The following is a 15,100-nucleotide window of genomic DNA, read 5'->3' as shown; positions in this document are numbered from 1 at the left end:
CGCATGACGCTGTCTCGCAGGAGTGTGATTCAGGGAGCGGCCGCGGTCGGCTCGCTCTGGGCCATGGGGTGCGCCACCACGGGCACGTCCGGCACCGCCGCGTCTTCCACCCAGGGTCAGGGGGAGCAGTCCTCCGCGCCCGCCGCGCCGTTGCGCATCCTCATCCTGGGCGGCACCGCGTTCCTGGGGCCGGCGCTGGTGGAGTTCGCGCGCTCGCGCGGCCACACCATCACGCTCTTCAACCGGGGGAAGACGAAGCCGGGCCTCTTCCCGGACGTGGAGAAGCTGACGGGCGACCGCGACCCGAACAAGGGCGAGGGCCTGAAGGCGCTGGAGGGCCGCAAGTGGGACGCGGTGGTGGACACCTCCGGCTATGTGCCGCGCATCGTGCGCGCCTCCGCGGAGCTGCTGGCGCCGCACGTCCAGCACTACACCTTCGTGTCCTCCATCTCCGTCTACAAGGATTTGTCACGGCAGGGGCTCGACGAGACGGCCCCCGTGGCCACGGTGGAGGACACGGCGACCGAAGACGTGGAGAAGCACTACGGCGCGTTGAAGGCGCTGTGCGAGCAGGCCGCGGAGACGGCCATGCCGGGCCGCGTCTTCAACGTGAGGCCGGGCCTCATCGTCGGGCCGGATGACCCGTCCGACCGCTTCACCTACTGGCCGCTGCGCGTGGCGCGCGGGGGCGAGGTGCTGGCGCCCGGCGACGGCGTGGACCCGTTGCAGTTCATCGACGCGCGGGACCTGGCGGCGTTCATCATCCGCTCCGTGGAGGCCCGCACCACGGGCATCTTCAACGCCACCGGCCCCAGCCAGGACCTGCTGATGCGGGACTTCCTGGAGGCGAACAAGACGGCCCTGGGCAGCGACGCGCGCTTCACGTGGGTGGACACCGACTTCCTCACGAAGCACAAGGTGGAGGCGTGGTCGGACATGCCCGCCTGGATGCCGCGCAACGGGAAAGAGGGCGGCATCGGCAAGGTGAGCATCGCCAAGGCGCTGGCGGCGGGCATCACGTTCCGTCCGGCCGCGGAGACGATTCGCGACACGGTGGCCTGGTTCAAGACGCTGCCTCCCGAGCGTCAGGCGAAGCTGCGCTCCGGCCTGTCCGCCGAGCGCGAGAAGGAAGTGCTGGCCGCGTGGCACCAGGAGCACGGCACCGCCAACGCGGGCTGAGCGGGCCTTCGAGCGCGGGGACGGGCGGATGGGGGCAGGTGAAGCGCCTCCTCGCACTGCCCGTCCTTGCGTCCGGGGATGCGGGTTTGGCAGGAAGGGTGGGGCAGCGCGGCTTGCTGCCTGGGGGAACGACCATCATGACGCCCGACCTGCTGAAGGACGCCGTATCACCCATCCTCCGTGCGCGCGGCACGTCCGTGCTGGTGGCCGCGCTGGTGGCCGCGTGCGGCGGCAAGGACGTGCGGCCGGAGACGCCGCCCGCGGGTGACTGTGCGCCGCTCCGACTGGAGCGGGATGTGAATCTGGAAGGCTTCCGCACCGACCGCTTCGAGTGGCGCGACGCGGACTGCAAGCCCCGCTCGGCGTCGCTGGTGCGCAATGACGCCACGGACCCCAAGGGATGGACGGGCGGCTACCTGCGCCGTTACACCTACGAGGTCGCGGGCGCGACGCGCGTCTGTGATGGCTCGGACGGCATGGTGCCGGGTTGGGGAATCGTCGCGAGCCACCTGCGCGTCAGCCCGCCGTGGGGCAACTGGACGCAGGGCATCCGGGGCACGTGGCGCACGCGCTTCGAGGGCCGCCACCACGCGCTGCATGAGTTCCGCTGGCCCATGGAGCTTGGTGGCCACGTCGTCAACGTGACGGTGCATTACCTCTTCGCCACCGGGCGGAGCCATCCGCTCTATGCCATCACCCATGATGCGTCCGGCGCGCCGCCCGACGTCATCAACGCGGACGTGCGCTCGCCCTACGGCGACATCGTCTTCGATGGGGACGGCAACGCGGACATCTCCGGCGTGGGCTGGGGAGACCGCTACCGCTTCGTAACGCTCGGGGCGGGGCCGCTGACGCGGGCGAGCGGCTGGGACTACCGCGAGCCCAACGTGGTGCCCTACACCCGCATGTGGATTGCGTCGCCCGACGCGGAGATGGGCGTGGTGCAGACGCAGACGTGGGCGCAGAAGCCCGCGGGCGGCTACTGGCAATACCCGTCCTGGGGGCAGGTGGACGAGGACGGCCCCATGCCCGAGGACTGGAACTGGACCTATCAGCTCAACCAGTACGAGCTGCCCGCGCAGGGCCCCACGCGCTCGCACCGGATGGCGTGGGGGAGCAACTTCGGCGCGGTGGGCTTCCGCGAGTACCCGCGCTACAGCGACGACGCCATGCTGTCCGGCTACCCGTACCAGAGCTACTCCGTCTTCATGGTGCTGGGCACGCACACCTCGAACCCGGTGCTGCGGCTGGCGGCGGAAGTGGAGGCCTGGCAGGGCGTGCGGCTGACGGCCACCGAGGGCCGCGTCCTGGACCGGGGCCCCGGTGGGGTGGGGCGGGATGACTCCGTGGCGCGGGATGTGCCCGGCTACAACCCGGTGTACGCCACCTGGGAGGCGGAGGTCGGCGTCAACAACCGCGCCTCGCTGCGCTTCGAGACGAACGGCCGCGCCCTGGCGAATCCCGTGCTGGTGCTGCGCGGTTACACCGCGTCCACGCCGCCCACCCGCGTCACCCTGGATGGCCAGGCGCTCTCCGCGGACGTGGACTACTTCGCCTCCGTGGACGACGCCGGCAACGCGCTGTGGCTCACCCTTCACCGGACCGTGACGGGCTCGGCGGCGCTGTTCGTGGAGTGAACACCCGGGCCGGGTGCCCCGCAAAGCAACGAGGGATGCCCCGATGGACTCGGAGCATCCCTCGGATTTCGACCCATCTATCGGGTTCGCCCTCCCCCTCTGGCGAGCGTGACCCCGGGTCCCCCTTCCACAGACGTTGCCGCCCCCGCGGCGCCGTCTTCCTACCCGCCCTTGGTGTGTGTCCGGAGGGCCTTGGACCCCTCCAGCGAAACTGCGTGTGACACCTTCCCCCTACACCGCTTACGGCCCCTTCAGGTGCGCGTGCCCGGTGCCCCCAGCACCGTCACTCGGGGGAGCCGAGGCCCCCCCTTCACCTGTCCTGCTGCGTCCCAGGGCACCGCGGGCCGTGAGAGCGCCCGCAGCCGTGCCTGTGTCTGAGCGCGTCCGAACGTCTGCGGGCGCATGGACGCCACCCGCGTTACGTCCCTCGACTGGATTTGGATGGCTGCCGTCACGGCTGAATTCGCCAGGACCGCCAGCTGTGCCCGCTTCGCCCCCGCGAAGGTGGCCAGCTCCGGAATGACGATGCCCTCCAATGCCCCCCCAGTGGCCTCGAGCCACTCCCCCCGGGAAAAGCGCCTCGGCCGTTGAGCCGTGGCCCTGCTTCCCTTGTCGCCGTGCGACACTGCACCGAGCCTCGTGTTTCCCCCAGATGCCCCCCGGCCCGGTCCATACGCGACGTGCGACATGCGTCTTCCCCCCGTTCGGTCCGCCGAAGTGACTGGCGACAAGGGCATACTGGCTCAGACCCAGGATGGAGTTTTCCGCCTCCGCGCCAATTGCTTGCGTGAGCGCGCCAGCGTGTCTGGCGTGTTTCAGTGGGTGTTGGCGGGGTGGATTTTCCGCGTCTTCTCAGAGACCTGGAAGGTGGCGGGTGGGACGTGGGGCGAGCAGGCGCCACGGGTAGGGCGAGGCGGGACTCGGAGATGTCAGCCTGACACGATAGGGGAGTGGCTCACACTGCGTCTCCAGGCTCCCTCCCTGGGGGGTGGTGTGGTGGGCGGGAGGGGACAGGGCACATGAGGTGGGAAGAGATGGGCGAGACGCCCCGGGAGGACAGGCGCGGAGGCAGGGACGGCGGTGCGAAGGCGTCCTCCGGTCGCCCCTCCTTGCTGGCTGTGCTGGCGGAGAAGCCCTCGGTGGCGCGCGACATCGCGCGGGTGCTGGGGGCGAACGAACGCGGTGAGGGCTGGCTGCGCGGCAATGGCTACGTGGTGACGTGGGCCATCGGGCACCTGGTGGGCCTGGCGCAGCCCCATGAGATTCGCGCGGACTGGAAGAAGTGGAGCCGCGCGCTGCTGCCCATGCTCCCGGCGGACTGGCCGCTGGTCGTCTCCAAGGAGACGCGGAGCCAGTTCGAGGTGGTGAAGCAGGTGCTCAACGCGCCGGAGGTGTCCTCGGTGGTGTGCGCCACGGACGCGGGGCGCGAGGGCGAGCTCATCTTCCGGTACATCTACGACGCGGCGAAGTGCCGCAAGCCGGTACAGCGGCTGTGGGTGTCGTCGCTGACGGAGCGGGCCATCCAGGACGGCTTCCGCCGGCTCGCGGACGGCCGTGAATACGAAGCGCTGGCCGCCGCGGCCATGGGGCGCAGCCGGGCGGACTGGCTGGTGGGGATGAACCTGTCGCGCCTGTACACGCTGGCGCACGGGGGCCATGGAGAGATGCTGAGCGTGGGCCGGGTGCAGACGCCCACGCTGGCCATGGTGGTGGAGCGCGAGCTGGCCATCCGCGACTTCGTGCCGCGTGACTACCTGGAGCTCGTGGCCACCTTCGCGCCCAGGGCGAAGGGGGTTCCGCCGGACGCGCTGTACAAGGGCACGTGGTTCCGCTCGGGGCCGGATGGCAAGCCCGTGGCGCCGCCGGGCTTCGAGGGCGTGCGCGAGGCGCGGCGGCTGGATGCGAACGGCGTGGAGGCGCAGGCCATCATCGACCGGGTGCGCGCCGGGCGGGCCCTCATCGAATCGCTGGAGTCGGAGGAGAAGAGGATGGCGCCTCCGCTCCTCTACGACTTGACGGAGCTGCAGCGGCACGCCAACCGACTCCACGGCTTCAGCGCGCAGCGCACGCTGGAGGTGGCGCAGGCGCTCTACGAGAAGCACAAGCTGTTGAGCTATCCGCGCACCGCCAGCCGGCACCTGTCGCGCACCGTGGCGGACACGCTGCCGGAGGTGGTGAACGCCATTCGCGGGCCCTACGAGGAGGACCTGGCCGTCGGTACGGGGGCTCGGGCGCTGGGCAAGCGCTATGTGGATGACGCGAAGGTGACGGACCACCACGCCATCATCCCCACGCCCACGGCGCCGGGCGGGGTGCGGCTGTCTCCGGACGAGCAACGCGTCTATGACCTGGTGTGCCGGCGTCTGCTCCAGGCGTGGCACGAGGACCACGTCTGGCGGGTCACCACGGTCATCACCGCGGTGACGTCGGCAGGGGCGCCGCCCGTGGTGGACCGCTTCCAGAGCACGGGCACCCAGGTGGAGCAGGTGGGCTGGAAGGTGCTGGACATTGGCGGCGGACAGAAGGCGCCGCGGCTGAAGCCGGAGGGGCGCAAGGGCGAGGACGCGGAGCGGGAGCCGGAGGACGAGCCCCAGACGCTGCCGTCGGGGTTGGCGCGCGCGCAGCCGCAGTCCGTGGAGGACGTGGAGGCGGTGAAGAAGCGCACGCGTCCGCCTCCGCGCTTCACGGATGCGACGCTGCTGACGGCCATGGAGTCGGCGGGGCGGGCGCTGGATGAGAAGGAGCTCGCGGACGCGATGCGCGAGACGGGCCTGGGGACTCCCGCCACCCGCGCGGCCATCATCGAGGTGCTGCTGGACCGCGAGTACCTGCGCCGCCGGGGCAAGGTGATGGAGGCCACGGAGAAGGGCATCCATCTCATCCAGGTGGTGCACCCGGATGTGAAGACGCCGGCCATGACGGGCCAGTGGGAAGCGTGGCTCCAACGCATCGAGCGCGGCGAAGGCCAGCTCGATGAGTTCATCCGTGGCATCGAGGCGTATGTCATCGAGGTGGTGGGCCATGGCGCCACCGCGCCGCAACGGCCTCCGCGCAACGAGGTGTTGGGGGCTCCACCTGGAGCAGGTTGGGGGCAGGGCGGCGCGGCGCAGGTGGCGAACGAGGGCGCGGCTGCGGCGCACGGCGCTGGCGCGGGAGCGCGTGGCCCTGGCGGACAGGCTGTGCTCGCGGAGTCCTCTGCTGAGCGTTTCGGAGATGCTTCGGCGGGGGGGGCGGGGCGTGGCCGGCAGGGGGCGCTCACGGAGGCTTCTGCCGAGCGCTTCGCGGATGCTTCGGCGGGTGTGTCGGGGCATGGCCGACAGGGGGCGTTCGCGGAGGCGTCTGCCGAGCGCTTCGCGGATGCTTCGGCGGGGGTGTCGGGGCGTGGCCGGCAGGGGACGTTCACGGAGGCGTCTGCCGAGCGCTTCGCGGATGCTGCGCCGGGTGTGCAGGGACAGGGACGCCCGGGCGCGTTCTCGGACGCTTCGGAACCACTCTTTGGGACGCGGCGGAGCAGGACCTCGGGCTCTATGGGGCGCTCGGAGCCTCATGGCGAGCCGCTGTCCTCCACCATGTCACCGGGCGGAGGCGCGGCCTCGCGTCTTCCGCGGGCGGACGGCGCGGGCTGGAACGCCGGGGCCTGGGAGAACACGGGCGCCGCTCGCGCTCCAGTGAACCGTGCGAGGACCCCGGCGTCAGCCGCGTCCACCGGGCAGCGGCCGGAGCGCGTGCGGCGCGCACCGACGGCGCCCGAGGCGCTGCGTCCGCTGCTGAAGGAGGCGTTCGGCTTCTCGGACTTCCGGCCGTATCAGGAGGCCGTGTGCCGCGCGGCCACGGCGGGAGAGGACCTGCTGCTCGTGATGCCCACGGGCGCGGGCAAGTCGCTCTGCTATCAGTTGCCGGGTCTGGCGCGCGCGGGCACCACGCTGGTGGTGAGTCCGCTCATCGCGCTGATGGAGGACCAGGTGGCGCGGCTCCAGTCGCTCGGCTTCGCGGCGGACCGCATCCACTCCGGAAGAGACCGGGCCATGTCGCGGCAGGTGTGCGCGGACTACCTGGAGGACCGGCTCGACTTCCTGTTCATCGCGCCCGAGCGGCTCGGCGTCCCGGGCTTCGTGGAGTTCCTGGCTCGCCGCACGCCCGCGCTCATCGCGGTGGACGAGGCCCACTGCATCTCCCAGTGGGGGCACGACTTCCGCCCGGACTACCGGCTCCTGGGCGCACGTTTGCCCCTGCTGCGCCCCGCGCCCGTGGTGGCGCTCACCGCCACCGCAACGCCGGACGTGCAGCGGGACATCGTCCAGCAGCTCGGCCTGCAAGGCCCCGGGGGCAAGGCGCGCACCTTCATTCACGGCTTCCGCCGCACCAACATCGCCATCGAGGTGCGGGAGCTGAACCCCGGCGCGCGCGGCGACGCCATCCAGGGCCTGCTCGAGGACGAGGAGAACCGGCCCGCGATTGTCTACGCGGCCACGCGCAAGCACGCCGAGCAGCTCGCGGACCAGCTCGCGGGCGAGTTCCCCGCGGCCGCCTATCACGCGGGGCTCCAGCCTTCGGAGCGAGACAGGGTGCAGGCCGAGTTCCTCCGGGGCTCGCTGGAGGTCATCGTGGCCACCACGGCGTTCGGCATGGGCATCGACAAGGCGGACGTGCGCACCGTCATCCACGCGGCGCTCCCCGCCAGCCTGGAGGGCTACTACCAAGAGCTGGGCCGCGCGGGCCGCGATGGAAAGCCGTCGCGCGCGGTGCTGCTGCATTCGTACATCGACCGGCGCACGCACGAGTTCTTCCACCGGCGCGACTACCCGGAGGCGTACGTGCTGGAGCGGCTGTTCAAGTCCACGGCGCCGCAGCTCGAGCCCAAGGCCGTGCTCCAGGGCCGCGTGCGAGGAGATCCCGAAGTTTTCGACAAGGCACTGGAGCAGCTCTGGATTCACGGCGGCGTCGTCATGACGCCTGACGAGACGGTGATGCGCGGGAAGCCGGGCTGGTCCGCGTCGTACTCGGCCCAGCGCGATCGCAAACTGCTGCACCTGGAGCAGATGGGGCGCTACGCGGAGGCCCATGGCTGCCGCATGAAGCAGCTCGTGGGGCACTTCGGTGACACCCAGGATTCGGGTGAGCCGTGCGGCCTGTGTGACGTCTGCGCGCCGGAGGACTGCGCCACGCTGCGCTTCGCCGAGCCGACCTCCGCGGAGCGGCACTGGCTGGAGCGCATCCTGGAGTCGCTCCAGGAGCGGGACGGACAGGCCACCGGACGGCTCCACCGCGAGTTGTTCGGAGAGTCCCTGCCACGGCGCGACTTCGAGCGACTGGTGGGCGGACTGGTCCGCGCCGGGCTGACGCGCTTGGAGGTGGACTCGTTCGACAAGGACGGGCAGGTCATTTCGTTCCAGCGCCTCGCCCTGACGGACGAGGGCCGGCGCACGCGCGCGGTGGACCCCCAGCGGGTCGCCCTACCGTTGCCCCTGGAGAAGGCCGCGAAGCGCAGGCGGGGCAAGGGCGCGGAGAAGGGCACCGCGAAGCGGTCCTCGGCCAAGAAACGCACGGTCCGCGCGAAGGCCGGGGCCGCGACGCGGCGCACGGCATCCGAATCCGATGAGGAAGACCCGCCGACGCACTGGCGCGCGAACGCTCCCTCGAAGAGCACCGTCGGGGCGCCGCGTGCGTCCCGGAGCACGGGGGCTCCGAGTGCCTCCGCGCCGGGCCGCCGCGCCGCGGCCGAGCCTTCTCCGAAGATGGTGGAGGCCTTGAAGGCCTGGCGGCTCGCGGAGGCGCGCAAGCGGCGCGTGCCCGCCTTCCGCATCCTCACGGACCGGGTGCTGGAGGCCATCGCGTCGGCCTGTCCGGAGAATGGCTCGGAGTTGATGGCCATCCACGGGGTGGGGCCTTCCCTCACGGAGCGCTACGGCGCGCAGATTCTTTCCCTCGTGGCGCGCAGGAGCTGAGCCCGGGCGCCTCGCGGAAGGAGGCGTCCTTCCCACGAAGGGAAGGGCGCTTCCCTCCGCGCGCCACGGAGATTCCAGCGCAAGCCCGAGGGCGGGGCGCAAGGGGCCGCGTCTCCACGCCCGCAGGAACGGGCAGCGTGCGTCCAGGCAACGAATCATCTTCACCGTGCTGCCGGGCAGTGCAGGCGGCGTCCGCCCATCGTCACGTTGGACCGGCCAAACCAGCGGACTTGTGCGCGGACGCAGGGCGAAGGGGGGCACGCGATGGAACTGGGCTTCGAGACGATTGGAAACGCCACGCTCATCTGCCACGACCACGGTCCGGTGCTGGTGACCGACCCGTGGACGGACGGCAGCGCATACTTCGGGAGTTGGACGCTGTCGCATGAGATTCCGGCGGCGCAGCGCGAGGCCATCCAGGCCTGTTCCTACGTGTGGCTGTCTCATGGCCACCCGGACCACCTGAGCATGGAATCGCTGGGCGCGCTGCGCTCGCGCACGCTGCTGGTGCCCAACCATTTCGGCCACCGCATGCGCGATGACCTGCGAGGGCAGGGCTTCAAGGTGCACGTGCTGGCGGACCGGGTGTGGACGCAGCTGTCACCGCGCATCCGCGTCATGTGCCTGCCGGACGTGAACCAGGACGCCGTCCTGCTGGTGGACATGGACGGGCGGCTGCTGGTCAACCTCAACGACGCGGGGGACCGCGGGGCCAGCCACTTCGTGCGCAAGGTGGTCAGCGGGTATCAGGAGTCGTATCTCCTGGCCCTGTCCGGGTATGGCGACGCGGATATGATCAACTTCTTCACCGAGGACGGGCAGCGCATCGCGCCCCATGCCGCGGCGAAGACGCCCGTGGGGCGGACCATTGCCCGGCAGGCGGAGTTCTATGGGGTGCGCTACTTCATCCCCTTCAGCTCGATGCACAAGTACCAGCGGGCCGACAGCGTCTGGGCCTCCGAGTACACCACCCGGCTGGAGGACTACGGCCGGGGCTTCGAGTCGCGCACCTGCTCGCTGCTGCCCGCGTTCATCCGCCACGACTTCAGCCGCGGTCAGACGGAGCGCATCCAGCCTCGGGAGCGCGTCCTGCGCCCGGTGGACCCCAAGGCCTTCGGTGACGACTGGAGCGATTCACTGGACACGGACGATGTGACGGCGCTCACCACCTACTTCCTCGGTGTGGAGCACCTGGGGCGCACGCTCGACTTCCTGCGCTTCCGCGTGGGAGGCCGGGAGCACGTCATCGAATTCCAGAAGCGCCGCTTCCGCCGGGGCATCACCTTCGAGGTGCCACGCGGCTCGCTGATGTCGGCCGTGCGCTACCAGGTCTTCGACGACCTGCTCATCGGCAACTTCATGAAGACGACGCTGCACGGCGACTTCGGGGCGGGGCGGCTCTACCCGGACTTCAGTCCCTATGTGGCCAAGTACGCGGACAACGGGCAGGCGCGCACGCGCAACGAGCTGCGGACCTATTTCGCGGACTACCGCAAGCGCGACCCGCTGGGCTTCCTGCGCGCCAAGGTGGAGACGCATTGCGTGCGGCCCCTGCAGACGCAGTCCGCGGAGCTGCTGCGCATGCTGCTGCCCCAGGACTCGCGGGGCTACCGCGCCGCCAAGGAGACCTTCTGGCGGGTCCGGCGCGCCCTGCTCTAGAGGTACGGCGACAGCAGCCGCGCCAGCCCATCCCGCAGGCGGATGGGCAGGGCGCGCGCGTCCACCTGCTCCAACGTGAGGGGCCGCGCGTTGCGCAGCCGCGCGGCCACCACGCCCTCCAGCTGCGTGGCCAGCGCGGTGTCGTAGCACTCCACGTTGAACTCGAAGTTGAGCCGCAGCGAGCGCGGGTCCCAGTTGGCTGAGCCGATGAGCGACCACACGCCGTCCACCACCATCAGCTTCGTGTGGTCGAAGGGCGGGGCGGTGAGGAAGATGCGGCAGCCCGGCCGCAGCACCTGCCACAGCTGCGCCCAGGCGGCCCACTGCACCAGCGGAAGATTGCCCTTCTCGGGAAGGAGGATGTCCACCTGGACGCCGCGCAGCGCCGCCACGCTCAGCGCGGTGATGAGCGCCGTGTCCGGGAGGAAGTAGGGCGTGACGATGCGCACCGACGTCCGCGCCGTGGCCAGGGCCCCCAGCAGCACCGTGCGCAGCGTTTCGAAGTCCTCGTCCGGGCCGTCCGCGATGCCTCGCGCGAGCACGGTGCCCACTTCGGTGAGCGGCGGGAACCAGGCCTCGCCGGTCAGCCGCTCGCGCGTGGTGAAGGCCCAGTCCTCCGCGAAGGTCTCCTGGAGTTGCCCCACCAGGGGTCCTTCGACGCGGAAGTGCAGGTCCACGGCGGCATGTTCGCCGGGCCAGAAGGCCTTGCGGATGTTCATGCCACCCGTGAAGCCCACGCGCCCGTCCACCACCATCAGCTTGCGGTGGTTGCGCAGGTTGGCGAAGGGCAGCCGGTAGGGCATCAGCGACGGCAGGAAGCGCGCGGCGCGAACGCCGGCTCGCCGCAGCCGGCCCAGGATGGGCGGCCACGTGTAGCGCGAGCCCACCGCGTCCACCAGCACCCGCACCTCCACGCCCCGCTTCACCGCCGCGCTCAGCGCCTCCACGAAGCGCCGGCCCGCCACGTCATTGTCGAAGATGTAGCTGCACAGCGACAGCGTCGTGCGCGCCGCGTCAATCGCCTCCAGCATGGCGGGGTAGGCGTCCCGGCGGGACTCCAGCACGGTGACGCGGTTGCCCGGCAGCAGTGGCCGTCCCACCACCGCGTCCCCCAGCCGCACCAGGGGTGCCAGGGGAGCGGCCTCGGGGTGGGGGCCGCTCACCGTCTCCGCCTTCATGGGCGCCACCTGGAACAGCGGCGGAAAGCGGCCGTGCTCTTGTTTCAGCATCAAGGACCGTGCCCGGCGCCGGATGCGGTTGATGCCCAGCAGGACGTACAGCACCCCGCCCAGCACCGGCACCAGCCACGCCAGCCCTACCCAGCCCACCGCGGCCCGCACGTCCCGCTTGTGCAGCACCGCATGGGCGCTGGCCACCACGCTGATGAGCACGGTCAGCGCCGCCACCACATGGGGCCAGGCCACCTCCAACCACGCGGGGATGTCGAACAGGTGCATAGCGAACGGCGGGGTCCTCCTGTTCCGCCTATCACGCCCGCACGGAGCGCGCAGTCCTCGGCGCCCCCATGCGTCGGGAATCAACCCCCCGCGGCCGTCTTCCCCGTGTGCCGACGCTGGCTGAACCAATCCGGCCCTGCTGCGGTGAGAGGGTTGACGCAGGCTGTCTGGGAATGCATCTTGCCAATGTCTGGCGTTTTGCAACGGGTGGTTTTCTCCCCGGGCGCAGCGGACCTGACCCACGGGGCAGGTGACCGACAACCAGACAGCACTGTCTGGTTTGGATGCAAGTCCCTCGGAAGACGCGATTCCGCCGTGCCGACGCCACGTTGCCGGGCGCGCCGTCAGGAGCCTTTACGTCCTTTGACTCCAAACATGGAATGTCTTTAGTCCACGCAATGTCATGAAAGCTTGATTTGTCCTCTGGGCGTCGGATTGGCGCGGCGGTTGCTCAAGGGCGGAGCGCTCCAGGCCGCGGCTGGCGGAATCGCCGGGCGGCGGGTGCGTCCCCCGAAGTAGGCGTCAGAGGAAACCCCAAGATGCTCAAGTTCCGCTCCGTTGCGCTGGTTGCTGGTGTGGCCCTTCTCGGTTCCGCGTGCGGTGGCCCGGAGGCCTCCGAGTCCGAGCCGACGAAGATGACGTGGGAGGAGTTCCGGGCCTCGGTGTACGAGGATCCCGAGGGCAAGCTGATTTTCGACGGCGACCTGGCGCTGGACAGCGAGGAGGAGCTGCGCGCCTTCTTCGACAACCACGTCGCGGCGGAGACGGGCACCAGCCGGGGCGGCCTGGCCGTCTACAACACCAGCCCCACCAAGGCCACCAGCGGAGACGTGAAGTGGAGCGCCACCCAGGCGCGCAACCTCACGTACTGCGTCAGCAGCACCTTCTCCGGCAACAAGTCGCGCGTGGTGACGGCGATGAACAGCGCCACGGCGGCCTGGGAGGCCACCGCGAACGTCAACTTCATCCACGTGACCGCGCAGGATGGGGCCTGCACCGCTTCGAACAACAACGTGCTCTTCGACGTGCGTCCGGTGAACTCGGGCGGCCAGTATCTGGCGCGCGCCTTCTTCCCGAACTCGGGGCGCTCGGGCCGCAACGTGCTGGTGGACAACACCGCCTTCGGCCCCATCTCGCCCTGGACGCTGGAGGGCATCATGCGCCACGAGCTGGGCCACGTGCTGGGCTTCCGCCACGAGCACACCCGCTCCACGGGCAGCGGCTGCTTCGAGGACAACGCGTGGCGCGCCCTGACGTCGACGTATGACCGCGCGTCCGTCATGCACTACCCGCAGTGCGCTGGCACCCAGACGGGCGACCTGGTGCTCACCACCCTGGACAAGCAGGGCGCTCGCGCGCTGTACCCGTAGTCCCACGATGCAGGACCGCCGCCCTGGCCGCGCCGTGAGGCCCGGTCAGGAAGGCGCGCTGGCTGGAGGGCACCCCGTGCTCGGGCGGGTGCCTTCCGGCCTCATCGTGCTCGCGTGGGGCCCGTCGTCAGGACGGCGCGCCGATGCTCGGCTCTTCGCCCGCGCGTTGCGACTCGAAGAAGATGAGCGTCTTCACGTGGTCCGCGTCCTCGATGTCCAGGCACTCCAGCTCGCCGCTCTCGCTCTCGTCCGCGTAGATGTGGTCGGGCTTGAGGATGCGGTGGGTGACTTCTCCGCCCGGCCGGCCCACGATGATTTCCACGGAGCCCTGGTCGCTCCCCTTCGACTCGAGGGCAATCTCCACCAGCGGCAGCCTGCCGGCGAGCGGCTGGTCGCCGAAGTCGGTGCTCTCCGTCTCGATGCGCACCCAGTGGTCGCGCTCCAGGTTGCTCAGCAAGGCGAGGTAGTCCCCCCAGCCTTCCCTGGGTATCTCCCGAGTGTGATGCATGTGTCTGCCCTCCGGATTCCGTTGCTCAGCAAAACCGTAAGGCTTGTGCGTGCGGGGTGTGGAACGGGCCTGCTTCCCTGGCACGTCAGCTGGCCGGAAGGCGCGCGGCTACACCCGCCGCGCCTGGACCTCGCCGCCCTCCAGTGTCAGCCGGAGCGTGCCGTCGTTGCCCCGGTGGCCAAAGTGCTCGTAGGCGGCCCGCTCCAGCAAGGGGGCGAGGGTGGTGTGCAGCCCTCGCGCGCCCGTCTCCCGCTTGAGCGCGCGGGCGACCACGAACTCCCGCACCTCGGTGTCCACCTGCAGGCGCAGCCCTTCCTGCTCGAACTCGCGCTCATAGGCACGCAGCACGTTGTGCTGGAGGATGTCGCCCAGGGTACCCGCGTCCAGGGGCGAGAAGGAGACCAGCCGGTTGAAGCGGCCAATGAGCTCCGGGATGAAGCCGTAGCGCGCGAAGGCGGTGGTCTGTTCCAGCTGCTCCTCCGTCACTCGCGTGGCGATGCTCTCCGACCGCGCCGGGAGCGGTTCGCGGCCGAAGCCCAGGTGTTCGCTCCGGGCCAGCCCCTCCGCGGTGGCGCCCAGGCCACTGAAGGCGCCGCACGCGATGAAGGTGACGCAGGCCAGCTCCATGGTGTCGGGCCGCTGGCGGCTGGTGAAGCCGAAGTCGGGCGGGAAGTCCGCGCTGGGGGCGGACAGCATGTGCAGCAGGCTGCGCTGCACGCCGAAGCCGCTGACGTCCTTCGTGGTCTGCTGGCCGGCGAAGCGGCTGTCGGAGCGGCTGGTGGCGAGCTTGTCGAACTCGTCCATGCACACCACGCCGCAGCCGGCCCAGGCCGCGTTCCGGTCCGCGGCTTCGTACAGGCGCGACAGCAGCGTGCTCACGTCGTCGCCCACGTAGCCGGTTTCGGAGAACTGCGTGGCGTCCGCCAGCACGGTGGGGACGGCGAGGATTTCGCGGAACAGCAGCTCCACGAGGAACGTCTTCCCCGAGCCGGTGGGCCCCAGGAAGAGGCAGTTCTCCCGCATGCCCGGTTCAGGGGCGAGCCCCTCCAGGAACAGGTGGCGGATGCGGCGCAGGTGCCGGTACGCCAGCACGGATGCCGCGCGGCGCGCCTCCGTCTGCCCCCGGTAGCCCAGGTCCGACAACCGCTCGTCGATTTCGCGGGGAGAGAGGACCTCGATGGCGGCGACGCGCGCGCGCACGTCCTCGTCAGGCGATTCGGGCAGCGGCTCCAGGCCAGGGTGGGTGATGCTCATTCCAGGGGACTCCAATCAGGGGCGGGTGGCCGCCGGAGGGCGCATCATCCTGGCGGGGCGCGGGGCCGACAAGGCGGGCCGCGCGCCCGCT

At 70.6% G+C, this 15,100-nt stretch carries 9 protein-coding genes; 5 read left to right on the top strand and 4 right to left on the bottom strand.

What is annotated here, in order from left to right; all coding sequences use genetic code 11:
* Positions 1–3 precede the first annotated feature (3 nt).
* The gene (locus BLU09_RS05465) at positions 4–1,179 is read left to right on the top strand and encodes an SDR family oxidoreductase (RefSeq protein ID WP_090486413.1); all 1,176 of its coding nucleotides are present in this window, start codon (positions 4–6) and stop codon (positions 1,177–1,179) included.
* Between the two features lie 137 nt (positions 1,180–1,316).
* Positions 1,317–2,816, top strand: a complete 1,500-nt coding sequence (locus BLU09_RS05460) for a hypothetical protein (protein WP_186817734.1) — start codon at positions 1,317–1,319, stop codon at positions 2,814–2,816.
* A gap of 251 nt (positions 2,817–3,067) precedes the next feature.
* Here BLU09_RS05460 and BLU09_RS05455 read toward each other — a convergent pair whose 3' ends face one another.
* A complete protein-coding gene (locus tag BLU09_RS05455) occupies positions 3,068–3,352 on the bottom strand; it encodes a hypothetical protein (protein WP_020478295.1) in 285 nt (94 codons plus the stop codon).
* A gap of 498 nt (positions 3,353–3,850) precedes the next feature.
* On the opposite strand from BLU09_RS05455, the gene BLU09_RS05450 reads away from it, so the two are divergent.
* Together BLU09_RS05450 and BLU09_RS05445 are read left to right on the top strand one after the other, a co-directional pair.
* Entirely contained in the window at positions 3,851–8,761 is a 4,911-nt protein-coding gene (locus BLU09_RS05450; protein WP_373284007.1) for a DNA topoisomerase 3, read from the top strand.
* 264 nt (positions 8,762–9,025) lie between these two features.
* Positions 9,026–10,420, top strand: a complete 1,395-nt coding sequence (locus tag BLU09_RS05445; RefSeq protein WP_186817735.1) for an MBL fold metallo-hydrolase — start codon at positions 9,026–9,028, stop codon at positions 10,418–10,420.
* On the opposite strand, the gene BLU09_RS05440 is transcribed toward BLU09_RS05445, so the two are convergent.
* Positions 10,417–11,877 (bottom strand): phospholipase D-like domain-containing protein, encoded by a 1,461-nt coding sequence (locus tag BLU09_RS05440; protein ID WP_090486404.1) that lies wholly within the window; start codon positions 11,875–11,877, stop codon positions 10,417–10,419. The genes BLU09_RS05445 and BLU09_RS05440 overlap by 4 nt on opposite strands.
* A 539-nt stretch (positions 11,878–12,416) precedes the next feature.
* Here BLU09_RS05440 and BLU09_RS05435 point away from each other — a divergent pair.
* Positions 12,417–13,247 carry a M57 family metalloprotease gene (locus BLU09_RS05435; RefSeq protein WP_186817736.1) on the top strand — a complete coding sequence of 277 codons (831 nt, stop codon included), beginning with the start codon at positions 12,417–12,419 and terminating at the stop codon, positions 13,245–13,247.
* 127 nt (positions 13,248–13,374) lie between these two features.
* On the opposite strand, the gene BLU09_RS05430 is transcribed toward BLU09_RS05435, so the two are convergent.
* Both BLU09_RS05430 and BLU09_RS05425 read right to left on the bottom strand, forming a co-directional pair.
* On the bottom strand, positions 13,375–13,755 hold the full coding sequence (locus tag BLU09_RS05430) for a DUF5335 family protein (RefSeq protein ID WP_186817737.1): 381 nt from the start codon (positions 13,753–13,755) through the stop codon (positions 13,375–13,377).
* Between the two features lie 108 nt (positions 13,756–13,863).
* Positions 13,864–15,009: an AAA family ATPase gene (locus BLU09_RS05425; protein ID WP_167371026.1), complete on the bottom strand. Its 1,146-nt coding sequence runs from the start codon at positions 15,007–15,009 to the stop codon at positions 13,864–13,866.
* Positions 15,010–15,100 lie beyond the last annotated feature (91 nt).

The organism is Myxococcus virescens, assembly GCF_900101905.1.
GTDB lineage: Bacteria > Myxococcota > Myxococcia > Myxococcales > Myxococcaceae > Myxococcus > Myxococcus virescens.
Note: the sequence above shows the minus strand (reverse complement) of the source record. Positions and strands in the feature narration are given on the sequence as shown.

What these genes read in the sequence shown, in the direction of transcription:
- BLU09_RS05465 (WP_090486413.1), top strand. Translation starts at nt 4, where the DNA reads ATGACGCTGTCTCGCAGGAGTGTGATTCAGGGAGCGGCCGCGGTCGGC.
- BLU09_RS05460 (WP_186817734.1), top strand. Translation starts at nt 1,317, where the DNA reads ATGACGCCCGACCTGCTGAAGGACGCCGTATCACCCATCCTCCGTGCG.
- BLU09_RS05450 (WP_373284007.1), top strand. Translation starts at nt 3,851, where the DNA reads ATGGGCGAGACGCCCCGGGAGGACAGGCGCGGAGGCAGGGACGGCGGT.
- BLU09_RS05445 (WP_186817735.1), top strand. Translation starts at nt 9,026, where the DNA reads ATGGAACTGGGCTTCGAGACGATTGGAAACGCCACGCTCATCTGCCAC.
- BLU09_RS05440 (WP_090486404.1), bottom strand. Translation starts at nt 11,877, where the DNA reads ATGCACCTGTTCGACATCCCCGCGTGGTTGGAGGTGGCCTGGCCCCAT.
- BLU09_RS05435 (WP_186817736.1), top strand. Translation starts at nt 12,417, where the DNA reads ATGCTCAAGTTCCGCTCCGTTGCGCTGGTTGCTGGTGTGGCCCTTCTC.
- BLU09_RS05430 (WP_186817737.1), bottom strand. Translation starts at nt 13,755, where the DNA reads ATGCATCACACTCGGGAGATACCCAGGGAAGGCTGGGGGGACTACCTC.
- BLU09_RS05425 (WP_167371026.1), bottom strand. Translation starts at nt 15,009, where the DNA reads ATGAGCATCACCCACCCTGGCCTGGAGCCGCTGCCCGAATCGCCTGAC.